The organism is Georgenia sp. Z1344 (genome assembly GCF_049856295.1).
In the GTDB taxonomy this organism is placed as follows: domain Bacteria; phylum Actinomycetota; class Actinomycetes; order Actinomycetales; family Actinomycetaceae; genus JB111.
Map to the genome: position 1 here is coordinate 70,498 of NZ_JBNDMZ010000002.1, position 23,476 is coordinate 93,973.

Sequence of the window (23,476 nt, forward strand, 5' to 3'; positions counted from 1 at the left end):
CGTCCCTCGTCAGACGGGCCGAGCCGCGAAGACGCGGAACCGGTTGCCGTCCGGGTCGCGCATCTCGATCCAGCGGACGCCGTCCTCCTCGCGCTCGGCGACCCGCTCGGCACCGAGCTCCTCGGCGCGGTCGGCCACCTCGTGCCAGGCGGCGTCGTCCTCATTCCCGATGTCGAGCGCTACTGGCGCGGGGCCGGTGGCGACGTCGTCGGACCGTTCGATGATCCACGTGATCGGGCTGACCTCGTGGTCGAGGTCGAGCATGACGAGGTCGTCCGTGGCGCCGTCAGCGATGGGGAGCCCCATGAGCTCGGACCAGAAGGTGCCGAGCCGGCGTGGGTCGGGCGACAGCATCGACATCATGCCGATGACCGGAGTGGTGCGTGCGGCGTTCATGCGGACTCCGTCGGGGTCGGGCGGTGCGGCGGTGAGTGGTCGCGGGTGTAGGACGCGATGACGACGCCGCTCGCCGTGGTCGTCGTCGCTGCGAGGCGGAAGTGAGCGAGCGTGCTGCGGTCGCCGAACATGCGTCGGCCGGCCCCGAGAAGGACCGGGAAGACGAGGAGGTGATACTCGTCGACCAGGTCGAGCTCCGCGAGCGCCCGGACGAGCTGCCCGGACCCGAGCACCAGGAGGTGGCCCTCCGTCCGCGCTTTCGCCGCCTCGACGGCAGCCCCGAGCTCGCCGTCGATCAGCTCGGTGCCGGCCCATCGGAGCTCCGTACGGGCGGCGGTGCGCGAGACGACGTGCTTCGGCATGGCGTTCATCGCCGCCACTGCGGGAACGCTCTCGTCGGCGCCGGACCAGGCGGCGTGCAGGATCTCGTATGTTCGCCTGCCCAGCAACAGTCCGCCCGCCTCGGTCGTCGCGGCGCTCATGAACGCGTCGACGGTGTCGTCGCTGGACGGTGGCACCCAACCGCCGTGCACGAACCCGCCCGAGGGGTCCTCGTCGGCCGAGAGCGGCGACTGGATGACGCCGTCGATGCTGACGAAGTTGACGACCCTGAGGGTGCCTGTCACGACGCCGGCCGGTAGCGGGTGAGGACGACACCGGAGCGGAAGGACCGGGTCTCCAGCAGCTCGAGCCGGGGGACGACGTAGCCCTCGGGGAACAGGCGCCGCCCGCCGCCCTGCACCGCGGGGTAGGTGAACAGCCGGTACTCGTCGACCAGGCCCGCGGGGACGAGCGCGTGCACGAGGCTGATGCTGCCGGTGCAGACGATGTCCTGCCCCTCGGTCTCCTTGAGCGCGCGCACCTCCTCGACGGGGTCCCCGGCCAGCACGACCGACCGGTCCCAGCCGGGGTCGGTCATCGTCGAGCTGACGACGTACTTCGTCACCCGGTCGAGCGTCTCGGTCACCCCGGTGCGGTCGTCGGTCTGCTGCGGCCAGTAGCCGCGCATGTCCTCGAAGGTCTGCCGACCGAACACCACGGCGTCGCTCGTGGCGTCCTGCCGGGCCATCTCCTCGATGAGGTCGTTCTCGTCCTGCTCGGCCTCCGGCGAGAACCAGGGCCCGAGCATCTCGATCGAGCCGTCCAGCGTGACGTTCTGCGTGACGATGAACCTGCGCACGTGTCCTCCGATCGTCGCGGGCGGCGTCGTCGCCCCGGAGGCACGAGCCTGGTGCATGTCTGCTTGGATGACCAGGAGTGTTCGGGCAGGAGCGAACACGTCGGTAACGGGACGGTCGAGCGCGGCAAGGGGGCGAGCGCGATGCTGCGACTCCGGCTGCGCCCCGGGGAGCTCGCTCAGATGGAGGTCGGTGCCGCTCCGGCTGTCCTGCCCGAGCTCGCCGACGCGGTCCGTGCGCCGCGGCGTCGCGACCCGGGTCGCGACGCTGGTCCCGTACGACCGGAGGACGCCGCGCTGCTGACCGCGCTTCTCGCCGATCCGTGCACACCAGCATTCCTCCAGCCGACCGCCACGGACCCCGCGGAGGCGGTCGACGAGATCTGCTCCGTCCCGCGCGAGCAGGTCGCCCGCGACCTCGCCGACAACGTCGCGGCGGGCTTCCCGCCGCCGCCGTGGCTCGCGGAGCTGGGCGGGCGTGGCCCCGCGGGCACGCGCATGCGTCGTCGACTGGGGCACTTCCTCACGCGGGTCCTTCGGACGTTCGACGAGCACCTCGCCGCGGCCGCGGCGTCGCGCGCACCTCGGTGGGCCGCGGGGCTGGGGGCGGTGATCGACGAGGAGGGCCCGGCGTCCGCCGTCGAGCGCCTCGGGCCGTGGGTGAGGCTCCGGGACGGGGTGCTCGAGGTCGACCTCGTCTCCGGCTCGGAGGTCGACGCCGACTCCACGGGAGGCGGGATCCTCGTCATGCCCACGCTCGCCTCCTCGGCAAGCGTGACCGTCAGCAGCACCGGGGCGCGGACCGTGCTGTTCGTCCCGCTCCCGGAGTCGCCCGGACTGCCGGCGTCGGGTGGCTCGTCGGACGCCCTGGCCCGGCTGCTCGGGGAGACCCGAGCGGTCGTCCTCGCCGAGGTGGCCAACGGCCCGATCCGGGGTGTGCGCGCCCTCGCACGGGCGCTCGACCTCGCGCCGGCCACGGCCAGCACCCATCTGCGTGTGCTGCGCGACGCAGGGCTCGTCACGGTCCGAGCCGGCGCCCTCGGCGCGTCCGGCCACGTCGTCACTCCCCTCGGGCACCGCCTCCTGCGTGGCGGGTGAGTGACGGGCCGCCGGCCGGCCCGGTCGCCACGCGCAGCGCCTGCCGGATGAGCACGGCCTGCAGGGGGAGCCGTCCGTAGGCGATCGCGCGCGCGGGGGCCGACCGGTGCCGCCAGTCCCATGCCATCTGCAGGTTCGCGGGGAACACCGCGACGAACAGTGCCGCGGCGGCGGTGCCACCGAGCTGCCGCGTGCGCGGCGCGGCAAGAAGGGCGGCGACCGCGAGCTCGGCGACGCCGGAGGTGTAGGTGTACGCCCGGGCAGAGCCCGGTAGCTGCCTCGGCACGATCTGGTCGAACGGGCCGGGCGCGACCAGGTGCGTGGTGCCCGCTGCGGCGAGAAGTGCCGCGAGCAGGTGCGCGGAATGGGGGCCGCTCACCGGTACACGCCGGCGAGCCAGCTCTCCCACCGCGCCGACTCTGCCGCGGCGTCGACGTCGGCGAACAGGTAGTGGCCGAATGCGACCGGCATGCCCATCACCGTGTTGTTGTGGAAGCGGTAGAGCCCGTCATTCGCCCGCACCCCGACGAAGTCGTCGGTCGGGACCACCCAGTCCACGACGCCCTCGATCGGGTCGAAGCCCGCGGGGGTCAGCGTCACGCGGTCCCCGACGGCGAGCGGACCCGTCACGCCGAGCGCGGCGGCGACGGGCGCCCAGGACTCGGCCGACGTCTCCGACTGTGGGCCCTGCCCCGTGACGAACACGCCCTGCCGGTCGGCGAAGTGCGTGAGGTACTGGGTGAGGTTGACCATGTAGAGGTCCCAGCCGTAGCCGGTCATCGTCTCGAAGTCGTACTCGCCGCCCCAGTCCTCGCCGAGGAAGCCGCTGTGGACGAACGTCAGCACCGTCGTCGAGTCGTCGCGACCCTCGACCAGGTACTCGAAGGCGTGGAAGGCGCCGTCGGGACCCTCCGGGGTCCGGACGTACAGGCGCTCGCCCTCCTGCCGCTCGACCTGGGTCCCCGGTGCCTCCACGGCATCGGGGTCGGGCGACCATGCCCGCTGGCCCTCGCGGGTGGCCACGGCGTGCCACACCTGCTCCGGGGTCGCCGGCAGCACGACCTCCTTGCGGATCTCGAAACGGTCGGACATGGCGTGCTCCTCAGGTGGTGGGGACGTGGGGATGGACGGCGACGACGAGGCGGTGGGTGCGCGCCCCGTCGGCGTCGGGGGAGTGGTAGCGCCGCACCAGGTCGGTGACGGCACCCTCGAGCTCGCGGGCGAACGCCGCCCGGTCGGCTGCGGACGCGAACCGGACCTCGCCGTCGACGGCCCAGGTCGCCACCTGCGTCCCGGTCCGGCGGGCACCGGTGACGAGCGCCCCGACGTCGCGCACGAGACGGGCGGCGAGGGCGATCAGCCAGGCGGCCGAGACGCGGTCGGGGGAGCGGGTCGGGTCGGGCTCGACGGCGGCGAGGGCGGCCGGCGAGATGACGAAGGACGCGGACCGCGCGCGCAGCACCCGCTCGGTGAAGTTGCCCCGCCGGCGCTCCTCGACGAGCTCGACGAGCCCGTGCTGCTCGAGCACCTTGAGGTGGTAGTTGACCTTCTGTCGCGGGAGACCGAGCCGGGTGGCCAGGGTCGTCGCCGAGCCCGGCTCCGCGAGCGCGGCGAGGAGCCGGGTGCGGACAGGGTCGAGCGAGACCGCGGCTGCTGCCGGGTCATCGATGATCTCGACGTCGTGCATGGACCCAGGGTCGCCTTGACAGGAAAATCTGTCAAGACCTAGATCGGGTCCTCGACGTAGCTTCCGCCGGCCGACTCCACCAGGTCCGCGAGCGTGTCGAGCTCGGTGCGCAGCTGTCCCTCGGGCTCGTCGAACCACCGGCACGTCACCGCCGGCGTGCCCGCCGGTGATGCGTCGAACCGGCACCCCGAGCCCACCTCCGCCCCGGCGTCGACGAGGGCCGCCTCGACCGCGTGGGTCTGGTCGACGACCTCGGCCCAGGCCGGGTCGTCCATCGCCCCGTCGAGCGTCGTCGGCACAAGGACGGCGATCTCGTCGGGGTAGCGGACGAGGACGTTGCCGCCCGCGTCCTCCCCTTCGGGGTCGACCTCGGCGTCGAGCGCGGCCGTCGGCGGAAGGACCTCGAGGAGATCGCCGTGCCAGTCGGCGCCGGGTTCGACGCGCAGCTGCGTGGCCACCGAACCGCGATCCTCGACGATGTCGGCGACGACCCCGTCGGCGGCGCCGGCGAGCTCGACGAGCCGCTCCACGGTCGCGCGCCCGAGCGGCTCGGGAAACCCGCTGACGTACACCTGGGCGGCCGGGTCATCGCTGGTGAGCACGAGGATGGACCCCTCGCCGACGTCGTCGTGCGCGTGCCAGGTCTCGAGCGAGGCAAGGACCGGGTCGACGCCGAAGCCCGACATCGCGACGATCATCTGCGTCGAGTCCGGGCCCGCGGAGGAGTCCGGCGCCACCGCGGCGATGCCCGGGATGTCGCACAGCGCCTCGGCCGCGACGACCGCCGGGCGGGCGCCTTCGTCGGACCCGCTCTCCGACCCGCTCTCCGACGCCGACCCGGAGGAGCTCTCGCCCGTCGCGACTCGGCACGGCGCCTCTCCCTCCGCCGCGCCATCGGCAGTCGCGCCGTCGTCGGAGTCGTCCGAGCCGCACGCGGCCGCCGTGGCCGCGAGGAGGATCCCCGCGCAGGCGGTGGCGAGGGATCGGCGGGGCGTGCGCGACATGCGGGCTCCAGGACGGTCGGGAGGACGGAGCGCCCAGGGTGCCGCACCCAGGGGCCGGCGGGGGCGCGTGGGGGCGGGATGTGCTCCCCATGGTGGGCGGTGCGAATGTGGGGGTTTCGCCGTGAACGGCCGGGCGGGCGTCGGGACCTGGCCTCCTACACTGGCGGCTCGCCCACCCCGAGGAGTTGTCATGGTCGCGCCCGATCTCCTGCGCACCGTCCGAGCGGTCAGCCTCGACGTCGACGGCACCATCTCCGGCGACGACCACCAGGTCGCCCCCCGCACGATCGAGGCCGTCGGACGGATCGTCGAGCTCGGCGTGCCGGTCTTCCTGCTCACCGATCGGGCACGAGCGAACACGCTCGGCCTCGCCCGCGACCTCGGCCTGACCAACATCGTCACGAGCGACAACGGCGCGGTCCTCCTCGACCCGGTGACCGGCGAGGACGTCGCGGTGCGGCCGATGGATCCCGCCCACGTGCGCGCGCTCGTCGAGCTCGCCGCGGAGCTGGCCCTCGACATCACGTGGTGGACGACCGCGGCGATCTACGTCGAGCGCGAGGGGGCCGCCGCGGACCTGCTCCGGCAGCTCAACGGCGATCTCGTGCAGGTCGGCGACACGGCCGACCTCCCCGACGCGGTCACCAAGGTGATGTTCTTCGGGACCCGCGAGCAGCTCGACGCCGTGGACGGGGCCGTCCGCTCCCGGTTCCCCGACACCACGCGGTCGATGGACACGTTCTTCGAGTTCGTCGACTCGGCCGCGACCAAGTGGAACGCGCTGACGGAGATGCTCGCCCGGCACGAGATGGGAGCCGAGCACTGCCTCGGAATGGGCGACGGCGGGAACGACGTCGAGTGGCTGGGCCGCATCGGTGTTCCGATCGCCATGGGCAACGCGCGCGCCGAGGTCAAGGAGGTGGCGATCGACGTGACCGCCACGAACGCCGAGCACGGCGTCGCCCTCGTCCTCGAGGCGCTGGCCGACGAGCTGACGAACGCGCCCACGGCCGTCTCCGACGACTGAGCTGACCCGGGGCAGCCGGGTCGACCCGACGAACGGGTCGACCCCGGCCGACCGGCCGTCTCAGGCGGCGACCGGCTCCGGCGCCTCGACCGGCAGCTCGCCCGCCAGCCCGAGCCGCGCGAGTGCGTCCGGGCGGAATCCCTTGACCACGAGCCACACCCCGAGCGAGCCCTCCCACGCCGCGATCGGCAGCGCGGCTGCCGCGGCGAGCCAGGAGATCTGGTCGGAGAGCCCGAAGATCGTGGCGGTCGCCGACGCGAGCAGCAGCGGTGCGCCGATGAGGCCCATCGCCGGGATGATCCGCGGCACGAGCCCGGTGGCGTAGAGGATCGACCCCAGGCAGAGTCCGCTGATCGCGGGGATGATCCCGGGGCCCACGAGGAAGGTCCAGTCGTGCACGGCCACGAGCGCGGCGTGGACGGAGGTCAGCGCGTCGTCGTCGAGCCCGGAGACGTCACGCAGCGTGATGATCGAGAGGATCGTGAGGACGCCCACCGCGATGAGGGCGGCCTCCATCGTGCGGGCAGCGACGAACCCGAGCGCGAGGCCTTCGTTGCGCCGCCGGACCACCGGGTAGAGCGCGACGGCGGTGCCGATGCAGGCGGCGGCGAGCAGGATCTCGCTCAGCGCGCCCCACACCGGCAGGGGGCTCGACGCGTCGCCGAGGACGAATGCCGCGTCGAGGGCCGGCGCCTTGAGTGCGACGGCCGGGATCGAGGTGACGAAGGTGAGCAGGTAGAGCGCGCCGGCGACGATCGCGGTGCGACGGTGCGTGGGCATGGGGGCCTCCGGGGGCGGACGGTGGTGTACGGCGTACACCGCTCATGCGAAATCTAGGGTGTACGGTGTAGACCCGTCAAGCAGGAGGTGGCCGTGCGGACAGCACTGACCAGGGAGAGGGTGCTCGCGCGAGCCGTCGAGCGGGCCGACGCGGAGGGCGTCGACGCACTGAGCATGCGCACGCTCGCCGCCGAGCTCGGCGTCACCCCGATGGCCCTCTACAAGCACGTCGCGAACAAGGACGACCTCCTGGACGCGATGATCGACGACGTCGTCGCCACCTTCGCGGCCGCGCCGCACCCGGGACCGGCCGACGACGACTGGCGCGCCCGCGTGCGCGCCCGCGTGCTCGCCGCCCGAGCCGCGCTGCTCGACCACCCCTGGGCTCCGCAGGTCATCGAGTCGCGCACGACCGCCTCGCCGGTGGTGCTCGACCACATGAACGCGCTCATGGGCGACCTGCTCGGGGGCGGGCTCACCGCCGACCTCACCCACCACGCGATGCACGTGCTCGGCAGCCGCATGTGGGGCTTCACGCAGGAGGTGTTCCCGACCCCTCGGGTACCCGACGACCCCGGCGAGCGCGACGCGTTCCTTGCCGCGGCGGGCGAGCGGTACCCGCACATCATGACGATCTCGGCGGCCGCGTCCCACGACTCCGTCACCGCGATCGGTTGCGACGACCAGGCCGAGTTCGAGCTCGCCCTCGACCTCCTGGTCGACGGGATCGAGCGCCTGCACGCGTCCGGCTGGAGCTCGACCGCCGCCTAGGTGTCGTGCCGAGGTGCGGCCGACGGATCCCCGCCGGAGCGCGCGAGGAGCGCCGCGATCCCCGTCGTCACCGGGATCGCGAGGACGAGCCCGATCGAGGAGACGAGCGTGCGGACGACCTCCTCGGCGATCTCCCCGGCCATGAGGGTGTCGACCACGGGGCGCTCGACCAGTGACGCGAGCATGATGAGCGGAAGCGCGGTTCCGACGTAGGCGAACGCGAGCGTGTAGACGGTCGAGGCGATGTGGTCACGGCCGATGCGCATGCCCTGGACGAAGAGTCGCCGCCTCGGCGCACCGGGGCTCGCCGCGGCCAGCTCCCACACCGCGGAGGCCTGGGTGATCGTCACGTCGTTGAGCGCGCCGAGGCCGGCCACGACGATGCCGCACAGCAGGAGATCGCTGAGCGTGAGGCCCGCGAACTGCTGGTGGAGCATGATCGCGTCCTCGCTCGATCCGGTGAGGTTCGCGGCCCCCGTCGCCCACACGGCGAGGACCACAGTGATGGCGAGGCCCACGTAGGTGCCGAGCAGCGCCGTCGTCGTGCGGATCGATATCCCGTGGGCGAGGTAGACGGCGATGAACATCATCGCCGAGGAGCCCACGAGCGCCACGAGGATCGGCGAGGAGCCGGCCATGAGCGCCGGCAGCATGAACACCGCGACGACGCCGAGCGAGGCGAGCAGCCCGAGCACCGCGGCGAGGCCCCGCCAGCGGGCCACGGCGAGTACGGCCGCGAGGTAGAGGACGGCGAGCCAGCCGACCGGCGCCTCGCGGTCGAAGTCCCAGAACGAGTACAGGGTCCCGGTCCCGATGTTCTGTGGCATGTACAGCAGCAGGACGTCGTCCCCGGCGTCGATCTCCTCGGCGACCGACGGGTGCGGGGAGGCGACGGTCGCCTCGTAGCCGTCGTGGCCGCCGCCCGTGACCTCGACGCGGAACTCGGCGGCCTCCGGGCTCGCGGGCGGCGCGAGCACGGTGCCCGTGACGACCTCGGTGCCGTCCCCGGTCAGCGGGATCGAGCCCATCGGCGAGTCGCCGCTCGGCCACAGGGCGACGAGCCCGACGACCGTCGCCACGAGCAGGGGCAGGACGAGGGCGGAGAGCAGCGTCCGGACCCGCCGGACGCGACCCGCGGGCAGCTCCGGCGGGTCGGTGGAGTGGGAGTGCGACACGGGGACATGGTCGCCCGTGCCGGGTCGGACGGGAAATCTCGTGGAGGCGGCGACGGCCCGGCCATACGGTTCCCGCATGCCACTGCACGCGACGACGGCGTCGCCCGAACGGTTCGCCCGCCTCGACCGGGACCCCGACGAGGATCTTGCGCGCGTCCGGCGGGTGATCGCGGCGGGACGGGTCGCTCCGGACGACCTGGTCGTGGTCGCGGACGACTCCGGCGACGTGGGCCGGGCGTTCCTCATGACGCTCGAGGACGGCACGCGTGTCGCGCAGGCGTTCCGCCTCGTCGACACCCACCCCGAATCCATCGAGGTCGTCCGACTCCTCCTCGACGCGGTCGCCGCGCGGGCCGCAGCGGGCGGCGCCGACCGTGTGCACGCCGTCGTCACCGACGACGAGCCCGCACCGGCAGCGCGGCGGGCGGCGCTGGCGGCCGCCGGCTGGCTGCCCGACGGCGACCGGCTCGAGCTCTCCGCCCTGCCGGCACCGGGCGACCTGCCGCCCGGCGTGGTCGAGGTCGACCCGACGGACAATGCCGTGCTCGACGTGCTCGCCGCCGCGATGGCGGACAGCCTCGACGACTACGACCGCGACCAGGTCGCCGAGCTCGGCCCGGCCGCGGCGGCCCGCGCCTACCGCGACATGCTCGTCTCGTCCGGCAACGGCACGGCGCCGTGGCTCGGCCACGTCGCCGGGTCCGACCTGAAGGGCGTGGCCGCGCTCGAGGGCTTCGACACCGACTGGTGCCTCGGGTACCTCGGCGTCGTCCCGCCCGCCCGCCGCCGCGGCGTCGGGGCCGCGCTGACCGCGGCGATGCTCTCCCAGACGGCACGCGCCGAGGTCCCGCTGGCGACCGCGAGCGTCGCTGTCGGCAACACCCCCGTCCGAGCCACGCTCGAGCGACGTGGCTTCACCGTGCGCACACGTCGGACGGACTTCGTGCGGCACCTCGGCCCGTCGGCGCCGGGTGCCGCCCCGACCGCTCCGGTGACCGAGCGGTCCTAGGCTCACGGACATGCGCACGAACGGGTACGGCCGCCTCCAGGTCGTCGCCGGCCCGATGTTCTCCGGCAAGTCCGAGGAGCTGCTCCGCCGGGTCCGGCGCGCGCGGCTCGCCGGCCTGGAGGTCGTCCTCGTCAACCACGCGTGGGACGAGCGGTACGGCACGGGCGAGGTCAGCTCGCACACGGGGCTCTCGCTCGGATCGACGTCGGCCACCGACGTGCCCGGCCTGCTCGCGGCCGTCGGGGACCGCGCCCCCGACCTGCTCGCCGTCGACGAGGCCCAGTTCTTCGGCCCCGACGTCGTCCCCGCCCTCGAGGCGGTGCTGCGGCGCGGGACCACCGTCGTCGTCGCCGGGCTGTCCGTGACGTTCGACGGTCGCCCGTTCGAGCCGCTGCCCACCCTCATGGCGATCGCCGAGGACGTCACCCGGCTGACCGCGGTGTGCGGGGTATGCGGCGCCGACGCGGTGTTCCACCAGCGGATCCGGGCCGGCTCGGGCGGGGACCCGCTCGACGGCACCGCGGCGCACGTCGGCGGGACCGAGACCTACGCGGCGCGCTGCCGGCGCCACCACGAGCCCTGAGACCGCGGCCCGGTCCGACCGGCCGTCCCGAGTACCCTCGGCCCATGCCCACCCCGCTCGCCGACGTCGTCGACGCCGTCCACCGGCACTACCCGCCGGGTACCGCGGAGGAGTGGGACGCCGTCGGGCTCGTCGTCGGCGACACGGCCGCCCCGGTGACGCGCGTCCACCTCGCCGTCGACCCCACCGAGGAGGTCGTCGAGGAGGCGCTCGGGCTCCGCGCGGACCTCCTGTGGGTGCACCACCCGCTCTTCCTCAAGGGCACGACGACGGTCGCCACCTCGAGCGACAAGGGTCGCCTCGTCCACCGGCTCGTCTCGGGCGGGTGCGCGCTGCTCACCTCGCACACGAACGCGGACGTCGCGGTCGACGGCGTGTCCCACGCGCTCGCCGACCTGCTCGGCCTCACCGGCCAGCGCCCGCTCGTCCCGTCCGGCGGGGCGCCCGCGACCCTCGTGGTCCACGTCCCGCGTACGCACACGAGCGAGCTGCTCGACGCGCTCGCCGGCGCCGGGGCGGGCCGGCAGGGCAACTACGAGCGCGCGGCCTTCACCTCGCCCGGCACCGGCACGTTCCGCCCGCTCGACGGCGCGACGCCCGCGATCGGCGCCGTCGGCGAGACCGAGGTGGTCGAGGAGGACCGGCTCGAGATCCTCGTCCCCGCCGGTGCCGAGGGAGCTGTCCTCGCCGCGCTGCGCGCCGCCCACCCCTACGAGGAGCCCTCCTTCGCCCTCCTGCGACACGCGGGCGGTCCGGTCGGGGCGACGACCGGCCACGGCCGCGTCGGTGAGCTTCCCGCGCCGACGAGCCTCGACGCGTTCGCCGCGCTCGCCGCCGACCGCCTGCCGGCCACGCCCGCGGGGCTCACCGTGGGCGGCGACCTCGACGCCGAGGTCCGCACGGTCGCCGTCTCCGGCGGGTCCGGGGACGCGTTCCTCGCGGACGCACGCCGCGCGGGAGCCGACGTCTACCTCACCGCCGACCTGCGCCACCACCCGTCCTCCGAGCACCTCGCGGGCGGCCGGCCCTACCTCGTCTCCGCCACGCACTGGGCCACGGAACGCCCCTGGCTCGACGTGGCCGCCGGACTCCTGCGCGCGGAGGGCCTCGAGGTCACCGTCTCCGACCTCGTCACCGACCCGTGGACCGCGCGCCACCCCGCCCCCAGCCCCGAAGGGAACTGACGTGCCCACCGCACCGCTCGTCGACCAGCTCAAGCTGCTCGACCTCCAGGACATCGACACCGCGATCGCCAAGCTCGGCCACGAGCGCCGCTCGCTGCCCGTGCTCGAGCACATCACCCAGCTCACCGGCCGCGCCGGCGACCTGCACGACGAGCTCGTCCTCGCCACCTCCGCCGCCGGCGACGCGCGCCGGGCGCTGACCAAGGCCGAGGCCGACGTCGAGCAGGTCCGCAGCAGGGCCGCGCGCAACCAGACCCGCCTCGACTCCGGCGAGGGCCTGTCCCGCGAGCTCGTCGCCCTCCAGGAGGAGATCGCGCACCTCGCCGGGCGCCAGGCCGTCCTGGAGGAGGCCGAGCTCGAGGCGATGGAGACCTCCGAGGCGGCCGACGCCCGGGTCGCGGCTCTCCAGGAGCAGTCTGCCTCCGTGGCCACCGACCTCGAGTCCCTCGGCGCCGAGCGGGACGCCGCCTTCGCCCGGATCGACGCCGACGTCACCGCCCGCCAGGCCGAGCGCGACGCCGTCGCCGCCTCCCTGCCGACGGTGCTGATGGACGAGTACGAGGCCGCGCGCCGCCAGACCGGTGGGCTCGGTGCGGTCGCCGTCCGCGGGCACCGGGCCGAAGGCGTCAACGTCGACTTCACCCTCGCCGAGCAGTCGCTCATCGACGCCGCCGCCGAGGACGAGATCCTGATCAGCGAGGACCACGGGTTCCTCCTCGTGCGCGTGGGGGACCGGCGATGACCCGCAGGCTCCTCATCCACACCGACGGCGGCGCGCGCGGCAACCCCGGTCCCGCCGGCTACGGCTCGGTCGTGACGGACGCGGAGTCCGGTGAGCTCCTCGCCACGCGCAGCGGCTGGCTCGGCGAGACGACGAACAACGTGGCCGAGTACACCGCGCTCGTCGAGGGGCTGCGGGCCGCGGCCCGGATCGACGCCGACGCCGAGGTCGAGGTGCGCGCCGACTCCAAGCTCGTGGTCGAGCAGATGTCCGGCCGGTGGAAGATCAAGCACGAGGACATGCGCCGGCTCGCCCTCGAGGCCCGCGACGCGTTCCCCGCCCACCGCGTGCGCTACACGTGGATCCCGCGGGCGCAGAACTCCGCGGCCGACGCCCTGGCGAACAAGGCGATGGACGACCGCGCCGACGCCTCGACCGACGAGTGGCTGACGAGCCTCGCCCCGACGGCGGAGCTCGGCTCCGAGTCCGACGACGCCTGGCCGGGAACGCCCGACGCGGACGAGTCGACAACCGACGACGGCCACATGCCCGACGACGAACCACAGGCACTGTTCGACGTCGGGCTCACGGACCCCGGGGCCGACGGCGCGAGCCGGGCAACCGCCTCGGCCGCAGCAGTCGCCCCGGCGTCGGCGCCGACCGGCGGGGCGACGCGCGTGTACCTCATCCGGCACGGCGTCACCGAATGGACCGTGGCGGGGCGGCAGAGCGGCTCCGACACGCCCGGCCCGGACCTCACGGACCTCGGCCGCGAGCAGGCCCGCAACGCCGGCGCCCTGCTCGCGCGGCTCGCCGCGAACGACGGCGTCGACCTGTCCACCGCCGAGGTGCGGGTCTCGCCGATCGTGCGGACCCGGCAGACCGCAGAGGAGGTCGTCCGCGCCGCCGGGCTCCCGGAGCCGACGGTCGACGACCGCCTGCGCGAGGTGGCCTTCGGTGAATGGCACGGCCTGACGGAGTCGGAGATCGACGAACGGTGGCCCGGCGAGCTCGCCCGCTGGCGCTCCGACGCCGACGCGACCCCGCCGGGCGGGGAGTCCCACCGCCAGGTCGGCGCTCGGGCGGCCCGCGTCCTGTCGGAGGTCGCGGGCACCGGCTCGCGGGCCGTCGTCGTCGTCACCCACTCGGTCGTCACGCGCGCGTCGGTCGCTCTCGTCGCGAGCATCGCGAACGACGGCTGGGGCCGCGTCCGCGTCCGGCCGGGCTCGGTCACGCTCCTCGAGGTCGACGGCCTCGACGCGAACGGCCGCCTGACCGGTCAGGTCACCTACGTAGGCGCGCCCTCGGAGTCCGTCGCCTGAGCCTCACGGCCGCTGGGTGAGCACGAGCGTGAGCTCGGCGGCGCCCCCATTGCGGGCGGGCGGCTCGAGCTCGACGTCGGTGAGCGTCCAGGTGGTGCGTTCGACTCCCTTGCGCGGCGCGGCCGCCGCCTCGCGGACGGTCCCGACGAGCTCGCGGGCGGCGCCGGCCAGCTCCTCCGCGCTCGCCGGCTCGGGGGCCTCCCGCCGCAGGAGGTGCCCGACCAGCAGGCCCCGGAACCACTTGGCGTCGTGGGAGACCACGGAGCGCCGGCCGTCGCGCACGGTGACGGCGCCGACCTCGACGTCGTCGGCGGCGGGCGGCACCTTCCACATCGCCCGGTAGCCGCCGGAGCGGCAGTCGACGACGAGCTCGCCCTCGGCGCGGGCGTCGAGCTCCGCCGCCATCGGCCCGCGCCAGAACGCCCCGAGGCCGTCGAGGCCGGGCAGCGTCGCGGTCATCCCGAGGCGGTAGGCGGGGATCGGGTCGGCGGGGGAGAGCGCACCGAACGCGCCGGACATCACCAGCACGTCGCGGTCCGCCCGCGCGCGGGCCTCGCCAGTCAGGTCCGCGATGCCCGCGCGGTCGAACAGGACGCCGGTGAAGACCCGGTCGGCGCGCGCAGTCGGGAGCTCCGACAGCCGCTGCTGGGCCGCGACCTCGTCCCGGGCGCCTGCGGGCGCGCGCAGCACCTCGAGGGCGTCGGGGCGGCCGCTGACCTGCGCGAGGGTGGTGAGCACCTCCGTGCGCGCACCGGTGAGTCCCGGGAGCGAGAGGGCGGCGAGATCGAGCGGAGGTCCGTCGTCGGGGGCGGTCTTGCCCTCGGAGGGCGGAAGGAGCACGAGCACCACGGGAGCGTACTCGGGCACATCGCCGCGTCACCGCGCGGTCCGACGGGTAGACTCCCGCGTTGCGGAGGAGTCGGCCGGGCGGCCGCGTTGCCCCAGGGCACCGAGGAACGTCCGGGCTCCGAAGGGCAGGGTGGTGGGTAACGCCCACCCGGGGTGACCCGCGGGACAGTGCCACAGAAAGCAGACCGCCCCGCAAGGGGTAAGGGTGAAACGGTGGGGTAAGAGCCCACCAGCGCCACGGGCGACCGTGGCGGCTCGGCAAACCCCACCCGGAGCAAGACCAGACAGCAGGCGTTCGAGGGCGGCCCGTCCGATGCCTGCGGGTAGGTCGCTGGAGGCGCGCGGCAACGCGCGTCGTAGATGGATGGTCGCCACCGGCGGGTTCGCCCGCCGGGACAGAACCCGGCGTACAGGCCGACTCCTCCGCCCCTCAGGGCTCGAGCACGTACCCGTTGGACGAGTGGTTGACCGCGATCACCCAGTTGCCCTCCTCGACGAGGTGCTCGGGCAGGCACAGGACGAGGTTTCCTTCGACCTCCCCGCCGTCGGCGATGGGCTCGGCGTAGAAGAGGTCGTCCGGCGCGACCGCCGACGTGGCCCCGTAGACCTCGCCGGTCCGGCGAACCCAGTACACGAGCAGCGAGGCGAACGGCGTGAAAGCACTGCTGGTCTCCGCCGTCACGCGTACGCGCTGGGTGACGTAGACGTGCCCCTCAGGTGGCGGCGGGTTCCCGGCGTCGTGCGCGAGCACGTCCTCGGTGGCGTCCCAGTCCGTGGGGCCCACGAGCTGCGCGGTGATCTGCTCCTGGGTGAGGTCGATCGTCCACGACAGGACCGAGATCCGGCCGAACGGGTCGACGTTCGCCAGCGCGAGGTCGTCGAGCATCGCGATCGGCTCGGTGTTCGTCGGGATGCCGTCGGGCCCGGTGTGGGCGGCCTCGTCCTGGCCGGGCGGGAACGTGTCGGCGGGAATCAGCCCGGCCAGGCCGTCGTCGTCCTCGGGTGCGTCCGTCCCGGTCTCGTCGGGGACGTCGGACGGGTCGGGCGTCTCGTTCTCCTGCTCCGCGCCCGCCTGGCCACCGCCCTCGGGGTCCCCGCCGGGGACGGACGGCGGCTCGACGTCGAACTTTCCCGGTGCCTCCTCCTCGCGGGCCGCGGGCTCACGGAGCACGAACGCCCAGATCGCCACCGCGACGAGCGCGACGCAGGTCGAGGCCGCCACCGCGGCGGGGCCGGCGCGCGTGTACCAGGGGGACGACGGCACGGGCTCCGGCGGGGGTGCCGGTGCCGGGGGAGAGGAGGCCGCGGTGGGTGGCGACCCGGCGGCCGAGGTGCTCGATCCCGCCGAGCCGGCCGACGGCCCGTACTGCGCGCCCACGGCTCCGTGGGATGAGGGCGTGAACCGGGGTGTGCTCGGGAGCGGGGCCGGCTGCCGGTGGTCCTGAGCGGCCGCGAGTCCGTACGCCGCCGATGTCGCCGCGCCCGTGAGGACCGGTGCGCCGGGCCCGCCGCCGTGGCTCCGCGTCCGGTCCCGCTCGGGCGACCACGCCTGCGTCTGGAGGAGGCTGTCCTCCGTGTCTCCCACGGACGCCCTGACGGACCGCAGACGGGTCGCCTCGGGATCGCCGCCCGGTCCGCCGTCGGGCGGGTCCATCGTGCCCGAGCGACCCACGGGGTCGACGATCCACATCTGCCAGCCGTGCGGGGCGGGAGGCCAGCGCGGGTCCGGGCGCCAGCCGACGGGCGGCATGAAGTCCGGCGGCACGTGCCAGCCAGGGGGCGGGTTGAACCGCGGCACGTCGCCTCCTCGGCCTTGCGCTGGGTCGGACCGGCCGGGCGCGTGCCCGACCGATCACGAGGTTACGCGGGCAGGCCGCCGTCGTGGCCGATCCGGTCGGGGAGGGGTCCCCGACCCCGCGGGTGGGTCAGCGCGCGAGCTCGACCGCGCGATAGGCGGCGCCGACGATGCCCGCGTTGTTGCGGAGCTCGGCGGGCACCATCGGGGCGCGCGTCTCGATGAGCGGGAGGAACTTCTCGTGCTTCCGGCTCACGCCGCCGCCCACGACGATGAGGTCGGGGGAGAACAGCTTCTCGACCACCTCGTAGTAGCGCTGGAGTCGCTTTGCCCACTTCGGGTAGGACAGGCCCTCTCGCTCACGGACGGCGGAGGAGGCGTGGGACTCGGCGTCGCGCCCGTCGATCTCGAGGTGCCCGAGCTCGGTGTTGGGCACGAGGATGCCGTCGACCAGCAGCGCCGACCCGATTCCCGTGCCGAGCGTCGTCAGCAGGACGACTCCGTCGACGCCCTTGGCGGCGCCGTAGTGGGCCTCGGCGACCCCGGCGGCGTCGGCGTCGTTCATCGCGACGATCTCGCGGCCGAGCTCCCTGCGGACCTCGTCCTCGATGTTCATGCCGACCCAGCTCTGGTCGAGGTTCGCCACGAACGGGAACCCGCCGTGCAGCACGGGGGCGGGGAACGTGAGGCCGACCGGGACGTCGTCGTCCTCCTCGAACTCGGCCAGCAGGCGGCCGAGGACCTCGATGACGGCCGCCGGGGTCGAGGGCTGGGGGGTCGGGATCTTCACGCGGTCGGTCGTCAGCTGCCCCGTGGAGAGGTCGACCGGGGCGCCCTTGATCCCGGAGCCGCCGATGTCGATGCCGAACGCGAGCTGGTTCGTGGCCATATGGGTTCCTTCACCGTCGAAAAGAAGGGGGTCGTGCAGGACTCTAGGCGAGAGTAAGGATCTCCGGGCCGTCGCCCGTGATGAGGATGGTGTGCTCCCACTGCGCGGACCGCGAGCGGTCCTTCGTCACGACGGTCCAGCCGTCGTCCCACTGCTCGCCGTCCGGCTCGCCGAGGGTGAGCATGGGCTCGACGGTGAAGACCATCCCCTCGACGATCACGTCGTCGAACTGGGGCGCCGAGTCGTAGTGCGGGATGATGAGGCCCGAGTGGAACGCCTCGCCCACCCCGTGGCCCGTGAAGTCGCGGACCACGCCGTAGTCGAACCGCCTGGCGTAGGACTCGATGACGCGGCCGATGACGTTGACCTCCCGGCCGGCGCGCGCCGCCCTGATGCCGCGGTGCATGGCCTCCTTCGTCCGCTCGACGAGCAGGCGAGACTCCTCGTCGACGTCGCCGACCAGAGCCATGACCGACGCGTCCCCGTGGACGCCGCCGACGAAGGCCGTGATGTCGATGTTGACGATGTCCCCGTCCTCGAGGACCGTCGAGTCGGGGATGCCGTGGCAGATCGTCTCGTTGATCGACGTGCACAGCGACTTCGGGAAGCCCTGGTAGTGCAGCGAGGACGGGTAGGCGCCCTGTGCGAGAAGGAACTCGTGACCGATCCGGTCGATCTCGTCCGTGGTGATCCCCGGGCGCACGGCCTCGGCGGTCAGCTCGAGCGCCTGCGCGGCGATCCGGGACGCCGTGCGGATGCGCTCGATCGTCGCCGGGCTCTTGACCTCGCCGGCGGTCACCCGCTCGGGACCGGTGCGGCCGACGTACTCCGGGCGCTCGATCGAGGAGGGGACCTCGCGGACGGGGGAGACGGTTCCCTTGGTGAGGGTGCCCCGCGGGGCGCGATCGGCGAGCATGGTTCCCGAGTCTACGGACCGTGGACGAGCGAGCGAGACCGAGGAGTCGACATGAGCACCGGCGAGTACTGGTTCAACCTGCGCACGCACGCGGTCGAGGAGGGGCCGGAGTCGCCGGCGGCCGACCGGATGGGCCCCTACGCGACCCCGGAGGCGGCCGCCGCAGCCCTGCAGAGCGCGGCCGAGCGCAACGAGGAGGTCGACGCCGAGGAGGAGGAGTGGAACGCCTGGGACGACGACGCCGAGGAGGAGAACGAGGAGCGGCGCTGACCGGGCGACACCGGACAGCTCCGGGTCAGACGGCGGCGCCGACCGGCGTCGTCGTCGCGACCGGGAGCCACCGCCACGCCAGCCACCCGATGACGAGCACCCAGGCGATGCCGACGACGATGAGCAGGTTGTCGTACGCCCCGGGGTAGGGCAGGCCCAGCACGTTGAACAGCGCGAGACCCACGGCGACGACGACCGTCACCCACCTCAGCGGCCCGGCCGGGACGAGCAGCGAGACCATGACCATGACGATCGGCACGAGCATGATGAGCGCCGCGCCCACCCACGCACCGCCGCTCACGGTCTGGCCGCCCATCTGCCCGGGCTCGGCGTCCCCGGCGAAGATCCGCAGGACGTCGCCGAGCAGGTAGACGAGCATGAGGCAGACCCACGCGGCGGCGAGGACGACCCGCTCGCCCTCGACGATCACGATGCGGCCCCGTCCTCGGTCGCCGCAGGGCCGTGCGGCGTGACGACGAGGTTGCCGACCTTGTGGCCGGAGTCGATCCGCCGGTACGCCTCGACGACCGCCTCGAGCCCGCCCATGACCTCGACGACCGGGTCGAGCTCGCCGCGCGCGAGGAGGTCGAGGGTGTCGGTGACGATCCGGGCGTTCTCCGGCGTCGTGCCGCCGTGGACCTGCTTGGCGGGCAGGAGGGCGGCCAGGCTCCCGACGACGACGAGCAGGCGCCCGTCGCCGGTGAGCAGCCGCCGTCCCGCGCTGCGGGAGAGGTTGCCGACGGCGTCGAGGACGACGTCGAACCGCTCCGTCAGCTCGGTGACCGGCGTGGTCCGGTAGTCGACGACCGCCGCCGCCCCGAGACGTCGCACGAGGTCGGCGTTGCCGGCGCTGGTGACGGCCGTGACGCGGGCGCCCAGGTGGCGGGCGACCTGGACGGCGCTCGTGCCGACCGCGCCCGAGGCCCCGTTGACGAGGACGCTCTCGCCGGCCTGAACCTGGCCGAGGTCGCGCAGGAAGTGCAGGGCGGTCGTGCCGCCGAAGAGGACCGCCGCGGCGTCGACGTCGCTGACGCCCTCGGGCACGTGGGCGACGGCCTTTGTGCGTACCCGAACGTGCTCGGCGTGGGTGCCCATGCGGAAGCCGGACATCCCGGCGACCCGGTCGCCGGGCGAGAACCCGTCGACGTCGGCCCCGGTCTTCTCGACGACGCCGGCGAACGAGTTGCCGAGCACCTGGATGCGGGGGCCGCGGATCCCCATCGCCAGCCGTGCCGGCACGGTGAAGCCGGGTGGGAACGTGCCCGAGCGGAGGCGGGCGTCCCCGGCGGTGACCGCAGCGGCCTCGACGCGCACGAGGATCTCGTCCGCGCGCGGCTCGGGGAACGGGCGCCGGGTGACGACGGCGTGCGTGGGTGGTCCGTACCTGTCGACGACGACGGCTCTCATGGGAACCCCTTACGTGTGTAAGCCTGTGGTGGAAGAGTAGCCTTACGGGTGTAAGTGGACAAGAGGTGCCGCGTGGAGACTTCGACGCGGGGCCGGGAGGGGGAGGACCACCGATGCGGGAGCCGTTGAGCGTGGCCCGGATCGTCGGGGCGGCCGTCGAGGTGGCCGATCGCGACGGGCTCGCGGCGGTGAGCATGCGCAGCGTCGCGCGCGAGCTGGGGGTGGAGGCGATGTCGCTCTACCACCACGTCGCGGGCAAGGACTCGCTGCTCGACGCCCTCGCCGACCGCGTGTACGAGCAGGTCGAGCTGCCTGAGGCGGCATCCGGCTGGCGCGAGGGGACGGAGGCGCGGGCGCACTCGCTGCGCTCCGTCCTCGCAGCGCATCCGTGGGCGCTCGGCATGGTCGACACGCGCACGACCCCCGGGCCGGCGGTGCTGCGCTACTACGACGCGACCGTCGGGCACCTGCGGGGTGCCGGCCTGTCCGCCGTCCTCGCGAGCCGTGCCTTCTCGGCGGTCGACTCCTACGTGTTCGGGTTCGTGCTCACCGAGCAGAACCTGCCGTTCGACGCGGCCTCGGGCGCGGGGGAGTTCGCCGTCGGGATGGAGCCGGCACTGGCCGAGTACCCGCACCTCGGCGCTCTCGTGCGAGACCTCATCGCCGGTGGGTACCAGTTCTCGGACGAGTTCGAGCACGGCCTCGCGCTCGTGCTCGACTCGGTGGCCGCCCGGGTGGCGGCGGGGGAGTAGGGCGCGCGGTGGGGCGCACGCCGGCCCCCGGCGCGTGGCCGGCCGGCACGACGCGGCTCCCGTCCGGGCGACGTCGGCCGGGGACGGCACGCGCACCCGGTCACGAGTCGAACGTGTGCTCCGGCCCGGGGAAGCTGCGGTCCTTGACGGCGGCGACGTACTCGCCGGTGGCGCGGCCGAGGGCCTCGCCGAGCTCGGCGAAGCGGCGGGCGAAGCTCGGCGACCAGTCGGACATGCCGGCCATGTCGATCCACACGAGGACCTGCCCGTCCGTCCCGGCACCTGCGCCGATGCCGATCGTCGGCACGCCGACCGCCTGCGTCACCTGCTCCGCCACCGGGCCGGGCACCATCTCGAGCACGACGGCGACGGCGCCGGCCTCCTCGAGCGCGCGGACGTCCGCCACGAGGCGCTCGGCCGCGCCCTCGCCGCGGCCCTGGATCCGCTTGCCGCCGAGCAGGTGCTCGGACTGGGGCGTGAAGCCGACGTGTCCCACCACGGGGATCCCCGCCTCGGTGAGCAGCCGCACGTGCCCCGCCCGGTGCGCGCCGCCCTCGAGCTTGACCGCGTGCGCCTCGCCCTCCTTCATCAGCCGGACGCCGGTGGCGAGCGCCTGCTCGGGGTTGGCCTCGTAGCTGCCGAACGGCATGTCGGCCACGACGAGCACCCGGCTGACCGACCGCGCGACGGCGCGCGTCGCGACGATCATCTCGTCGACCGTCACGGGCAGCGTGGTCGGGTGCCCGAGCATGTTGTCGCCGATCGAGTCGCCCACCAGCAGCAGGTCGACCCCGGCGGCGTCGAGGACGCGAGCGGTCATCGCGTCGTAGGCGGTGAGCATCGTGATCGGCTCGCCGCGCTCCTTCATCTGGGCGAGGTGGTGGACGCGGACCCGCTTGGGGCGGCTCGGGGTGTCGGTCATCGCTCGTCTCCTTGTCGCTCGTCCTGCTCGTGCCACCGGGAGGTCACGGGGAGGCGCCGGTCGCGGCCGAACGCCAGCGCCGTCACCTTCGGCCCCAGCGGGTACTGCCGCCGCTTCCACTCGGCCCGGTCGACGAGCCCGAGGACCCGGTCGACGACCTCGGGCGCGTGGCCGGCGGCCAGGAGGTCGGCCCGGCCGAGGTTGCGCTCGACGTAGTCCTCGATGACGGGGTCGAGCTGGTCGTAGGGCGGCAGCGAGTCCGAGTCCTGCTGGCCCGGCCGCAGCTCCGCCGAGGGCGGCTTCTCGATCGAGCTCCAGGGGATCGGCACGGACTCGCCCCGGGCGGTCGCCAGCTCGTTCCGCCACCGCGCGAGCTCCCAGACCTTCGTCTTGGGTACGTCCTTGATCGGGGCGAAGCCGCCGACGGCGTCGCCGTAGATCGTCGAGTAGCCCACCGCCAGCTCGGACTTGTTCCCGGTGGCGAGCACGAGGTGGCCCTCCATGTTGGACAGCCCCATGAGGATGACCCCGCGCACGCGCGCCTGGAGGTTCTCCTCGGCGACCCCGGTCAGCTCGACGTTCGCGAGGAACGCCTCGACCATCGGCGCGATCGGCCGGACCCGGTAGTCGAGGCCGATCGCCTCGGCCGAGGCGGCGGCGTCGTCCTTCGAGTGCGCCGAGGAATAGCTCGACGGCATCGAGACGCCGACGACGTTGCCGCCGCCGAGCGCGTCCGCCGCCATCGCTGCCACGAGCGCGGAGTCGATCCCGCCCGACAGGCCGAGCACCACGGAGCCGAACCGGTTCTTCCGGGCGTAGTCACGCAGGCCGACGACGCAGGCGGTGTACATCTGCTCGACGTCGGAAGGCGCGTCCGGGACAGCGTCCTGCTCGGGGACGACGACGCCGGGCGCGTGCCTCGCCGCGTCGCCAGGTGCGTCCGTGCCCGTCGCCGCTGCCGCGTCCCCGGCCGGGTCGACCGGGTCGGCGAGGACGAGCGGGAGCACCGCACGACCGAACGCCCCGGCGCGCGCGACGACCGATCCCGCGGAGTCGACGACGAACGACTGCCCGTCGAAGACGAGGTCGTCCTGCGCGCCGGCGAGGTTGGCGTACACGAGCGGGCAACCGAGCCGGCCGGCCACGTCTCCCGCGAGCCGTTCCCGGACCGCGCCCTTGCCGAACTCGTACGGCGACCCGTTGAGCACGAGGAGGGCATCGAGGCCGGCCCCGGCGTACGCGGCCGACGCTCCGCCCTCGACCCAGATGTCCTCGCAGATCGCGATCCCCAGCCGGCGCCCGTCGACCTCGATCGTCAGCGCCTCGGCGCCGGGCTCGAAGATGCGGATCTCGTCGAACACGCCGTAGGTCGGCAGATGCCGCTTGACGTAAGTGTCCGTGACTGCGCCCCCGGTGACGACCGCCGCGCAGTTGGTCGGCCGGCCGTGCGCGGACGTGCCGAGGGTCCCGAGCACGACGACGACGTCGCCGAGCCCGTCGGACGCGAGATCGGCCGCGAGCGTCTCGAGCGTCTCCGCGGTCGCGGCCCGGAACGAGGACCGCAGCGCGAGGTCCTCGACCGGGTAGCCGGGCAGCACCATCTCGGGCAGCAGCACGACCCGGGCGCCCCCGCGTGCGGCCTCCGCCACCGCGTCGCGGATCATCGTCGAGTTCTCGAGCAGGTCTCCGGCGCAGGGATTCACCTGGGCGATCGCGATCGACAGCGGCATACCTGTCAGGGT

27 protein-coding genes and 1 other RNA gene are annotated in these 23,476 nt (G+C 74.0%); 11 read left to right on the forward strand and 17 right to left on the reverse strand.

Translation table 11 applies throughout. The annotated features are described in order from the left end of the window. Window positions 1–9: 9 nt before the first annotated feature. The 3 genes from ACPYO6_RS02210 to ACPYO6_RS02220 are packed head-to-tail and all read right to left on the reverse strand — an operon-like array spanning window position 10 to window position 1,576. Window positions 10–396 (reverse strand): VOC family protein, encoded by a 387-nt coding sequence (locus ACPYO6_RS02210; RefSeq protein ID WP_425713258.1) that lies wholly within the window; start codon window positions 394–396, stop codon window positions 10–12. Next, window positions 393–1,022 carry a dihydrofolate reductase family protein gene (locus ACPYO6_RS02215; RefSeq protein WP_425713259.1) on the reverse strand — a complete coding sequence of 210 codons (630 nt, stop codon included), beginning with the start codon at window positions 1,020–1,022 and terminating at the stop codon, window positions 393–395. The genes ACPYO6_RS02210 and ACPYO6_RS02215 overlap by 4 nt, the downstream gene beginning before the upstream one ends. Next, window positions 1,019–1,576 carry a dihydrofolate reductase family protein gene (locus ACPYO6_RS02220; protein ID WP_425713260.1) on the reverse strand — a complete coding sequence of 186 codons (558 nt, stop codon included), beginning with the start codon at window positions 1,574–1,576 and terminating at the stop codon, window positions 1,019–1,021. Before ACPYO6_RS02220 ends, ACPYO6_RS02215 begins: the two co-directional genes overlap by 4 nt. 63 nt (window positions 1,577–1,639) lie before the next feature. On the opposite strand from ACPYO6_RS02220, the gene ACPYO6_RS02225 reads away from it, so the two are divergent. After that, window positions 1,640–2,671, forward strand: coding sequence for an ArsR/SmtB family transcription factor (locus ACPYO6_RS02225; protein WP_425713261.1), 1,032 nt, complete (start codon window positions 1,640–1,642; stop codon window positions 2,669–2,671). Here ACPYO6_RS02225 and ACPYO6_RS02230 read toward each other — a convergent pair. Genes ACPYO6_RS02230 through ACPYO6_RS02245 form a run of 4 tightly spaced genes read right to left on the reverse strand, consistent with a single transcriptional unit; the run spans window position 2,634 to window position 5,362 of the window. Beyond that, a complete protein-coding gene (locus ACPYO6_RS02230) occupies window positions 2,634–3,050 on the reverse strand; it encodes a MauE/DoxX family redox-associated membrane protein (RefSeq protein WP_425713262.1) in 417 nt (138 codons plus the stop codon). The genes ACPYO6_RS02225 and ACPYO6_RS02230 overlap by 38 nt on opposite strands. After that, the gene (locus ACPYO6_RS02235) at window positions 3,047–3,763 is read right to left on the reverse strand and encodes an SRPBCC family protein (RefSeq protein ID WP_425713263.1); all 717 of its coding nucleotides are present in this window, start codon (window positions 3,761–3,763) and stop codon (window positions 3,047–3,049) included. The genes ACPYO6_RS02230 and ACPYO6_RS02235 overlap by 4 nt, the downstream gene beginning before the upstream one ends. A 10-nt stretch (window positions 3,764–3,773) precedes the next feature. Then, the gene (locus ACPYO6_RS02240) at window positions 3,774–4,358 is read right to left on the reverse strand and encodes an ArsR/SmtB family transcription factor (protein WP_425713264.1); all 585 of its coding nucleotides are present in this window, start codon (window positions 4,356–4,358) and stop codon (window positions 3,774–3,776) included. A 38-nt stretch (window positions 4,359–4,396) separates the two neighbouring features. Further along, window positions 4,397–5,362, reverse strand: a complete 966-nt coding sequence (locus ACPYO6_RS02245; protein ID WP_425713265.1) for a hypothetical protein — start codon at window positions 5,360–5,362, stop codon at window positions 4,397–4,399. A 190-nt stretch (window positions 5,363–5,552) separates the two neighbouring features. Between ACPYO6_RS02245 and ACPYO6_RS02250 the strand changes: the two genes are divergently transcribed. Continuing rightward, window positions 5,553–6,389, forward strand: coding sequence for an HAD hydrolase family protein (locus ACPYO6_RS02250; RefSeq protein ID WP_425713266.1), 837 nt, complete (start codon window positions 5,553–5,555; stop codon window positions 6,387–6,389). Window positions 6,390–6,449: 60 nt separating this feature from the next. Here the strand turns inward: ACPYO6_RS02250 and ACPYO6_RS02255 are convergent, their stop codons facing one another. Further along, window positions 6,450–7,169, reverse strand: coding sequence for a DUF4386 domain-containing protein (locus tag ACPYO6_RS02255; RefSeq protein ID WP_425713267.1), 720 nt, complete (start codon window positions 7,167–7,169; stop codon window positions 6,450–6,452). Window positions 7,170–7,262: 93 nt separating this feature from the next. On the opposite strand from ACPYO6_RS02255, the gene ACPYO6_RS02260 reads away from it, so the two are divergent. Continuing rightward, window positions 7,263–7,940, forward strand: coding sequence for a TetR/AcrR family transcriptional regulator (locus ACPYO6_RS02260; protein ID WP_425713268.1), 678 nt, complete (start codon window positions 7,263–7,265; stop codon window positions 7,938–7,940). On the opposite strand, the gene ACPYO6_RS02265 is transcribed toward ACPYO6_RS02260, so the two are convergent. Beyond that, window positions 7,937–9,115 carry a YibE/F family protein gene (locus ACPYO6_RS02265; protein WP_425713269.1) on the reverse strand — a complete coding sequence of 393 codons (1,179 nt, stop codon included), beginning with the start codon at window positions 9,113–9,115 and terminating at the stop codon, window positions 7,937–7,939. The two genes, ACPYO6_RS02260 and ACPYO6_RS02265, sit on opposite strands and share 4 nt — an antisense overlap. Window positions 9,116–9,191: 76 nt before the next feature. Here ACPYO6_RS02265 and ACPYO6_RS02270 point away from each other — a divergent pair, with 76 nt between their 5' ends. The 5 genes from ACPYO6_RS02270 to ACPYO6_RS02290 are packed head-to-tail and all read left to right on the forward strand — an operon-like array spanning window position 9,192 to window position 13,934. Beyond that, window positions 9,192–10,124, forward strand: a complete 933-nt coding sequence (locus tag ACPYO6_RS02270) for a GNAT family N-acetyltransferase (protein WP_425713270.1) — start codon at window positions 9,192–9,194, stop codon at window positions 10,122–10,124. A gap of 10 nt (window positions 10,125–10,134) precedes the next feature. Beyond that, a complete protein-coding gene (locus tag ACPYO6_RS02275; RefSeq protein ID WP_425713271.1) occupies window positions 10,135–10,707 on the forward strand; it encodes a thymidine kinase in 573 nt (190 codons plus the stop codon). A gap of 44 nt (window positions 10,708–10,751) precedes the next feature. Beyond that, window positions 10,752–11,891, forward strand: coding sequence for a Nif3-like dinuclear metal center hexameric protein (locus tag ACPYO6_RS02280; RefSeq protein ID WP_425713272.1), 1,140 nt, complete (start codon window positions 10,752–10,754; stop codon window positions 11,889–11,891). A 1-nt stretch (window position 11,892) separates the two neighbouring features. Next, a complete protein-coding gene (locus ACPYO6_RS02285; RefSeq protein ID WP_425713273.1) occupies window positions 11,893–12,633 on the forward strand; it encodes a zinc ribbon domain-containing protein in 741 nt (246 codons plus the stop codon). Next, a complete protein-coding gene (locus ACPYO6_RS02290) occupies window positions 12,630–13,934 on the forward strand; it encodes a bifunctional RNase H/acid phosphatase (protein ID WP_425713274.1) in 1,305 nt (434 codons plus the stop codon). The genes ACPYO6_RS02285 and ACPYO6_RS02290 overlap by 4 nt, the downstream gene beginning before the upstream one ends. A 3-nt stretch (window positions 13,935–13,937) precedes the next feature. Here ACPYO6_RS02290 and ACPYO6_RS02295 read toward each other — a convergent pair whose 3' ends face one another. Beyond that, window positions 13,938–14,780, reverse strand: a complete 843-nt coding sequence (locus ACPYO6_RS02295; protein WP_425713275.1) for a YaaA family protein — start codon at window positions 14,778–14,780, stop codon at window positions 13,938–13,940. 69 nt (window positions 14,781–14,849) lie between these two features. Here ACPYO6_RS02295 and rnpB point away from each other — a divergent pair. After that, window positions 14,850–15,209, forward strand: an RNA gene (gene rnpB, locus ACPYO6_RS02300) — RNase P RNA component class A. A gap of 4 nt (window positions 15,210–15,213) precedes the next feature. Here the strand turns inward: rnpB and ACPYO6_RS02305 are convergent. The 3 genes from ACPYO6_RS02305 to map form a co-directional block, all read right to left on the reverse strand. Beyond that, window positions 15,214–16,581, reverse strand: a complete 1,368-nt coding sequence (locus ACPYO6_RS02305; RefSeq protein ID WP_425713276.1) for a hypothetical protein — start codon at window positions 16,579–16,581, stop codon at window positions 15,214–15,216. Between the two features lie 127 nt (window positions 16,582–16,708). After that, entirely contained in the window at window positions 16,709–17,467 is a 759-nt protein-coding gene (gene ppgK / locus ACPYO6_RS02310; protein ID WP_425713277.1) for a polyphosphate--glucose phosphotransferase, read from the reverse strand. A gap of 43 nt (window positions 17,468–17,510) precedes the next feature. Next, entirely contained in the window at window positions 17,511–18,383 is an 873-nt protein-coding gene (gene map, locus ACPYO6_RS02315) for a type I methionyl aminopeptidase (RefSeq protein ID WP_425713278.1), read from the reverse strand. A 51-nt stretch (window positions 18,384–18,434) separates the two neighbouring features. On the opposite strand from map, the gene ACPYO6_RS02320 reads away from it, so the two are divergent. Beyond that, window positions 18,435–18,653 carry an SPOR domain-containing protein gene (locus ACPYO6_RS02320; protein ID WP_425713279.1) on the forward strand — a complete coding sequence of 73 codons (219 nt, stop codon included), beginning with the start codon at window positions 18,435–18,437 and terminating at the stop codon, window positions 18,651–18,653. Between the two features lie 25 nt (window positions 18,654–18,678). Here the strand turns inward: ACPYO6_RS02320 and ACPYO6_RS02325 are convergent, their stop codons facing one another. After that, window positions 18,679–19,083, reverse strand: a complete 405-nt coding sequence (locus ACPYO6_RS02325; RefSeq protein ID WP_425713280.1) for a hypothetical protein — start codon at window positions 19,081–19,083, stop codon at window positions 18,679–18,681. Next, window positions 19,080–20,060 (reverse strand): NAD(P)-dependent alcohol dehydrogenase, encoded by a 981-nt coding sequence (locus ACPYO6_RS02330; RefSeq protein WP_425713281.1) that lies wholly within the window; start codon window positions 20,058–20,060, stop codon window positions 19,080–19,082. Before ACPYO6_RS02330 ends, ACPYO6_RS02325 begins: the two co-directional genes overlap by 4 nt. 113 nt (window positions 20,061–20,173) lie before the next feature. Here ACPYO6_RS02330 and ACPYO6_RS02335 point away from each other — a divergent pair, with 113 nt between their 5' ends. Next, window positions 20,174–20,812: a TetR/AcrR family transcriptional regulator C-terminal domain-containing protein gene (locus tag ACPYO6_RS02335; protein WP_425713282.1), complete on the forward strand. Its 639-nt coding sequence runs from the start codon at window positions 20,174–20,176 to the stop codon at window positions 20,810–20,812. Window positions 20,813–20,912: 100 nt separating this feature from the next. Here ACPYO6_RS02335 and panB read toward each other — a convergent pair whose 3' ends face one another. Together panB and ACPYO6_RS02345 are read right to left on the reverse strand one after the other, a co-directional pair. Next, a complete protein-coding gene (gene panB, locus ACPYO6_RS02340) occupies window positions 20,913–21,734 on the reverse strand; it encodes a 3-methyl-2-oxobutanoate hydroxymethyltransferase (RefSeq protein ID WP_425713283.1) in 822 nt (273 codons plus the stop codon). Beyond that, window positions 21,731–23,464: an NAD+ synthase gene (locus ACPYO6_RS02345; protein WP_425713284.1), complete on the reverse strand. Its 1,734-nt coding sequence runs from the start codon at window positions 23,462–23,464 to the stop codon at window positions 21,731–21,733. Before ACPYO6_RS02345 ends, panB begins: the two co-directional genes overlap by 4 nt. Between the last annotated feature and the right edge of the window lie 12 nt (window positions 23,465–23,476).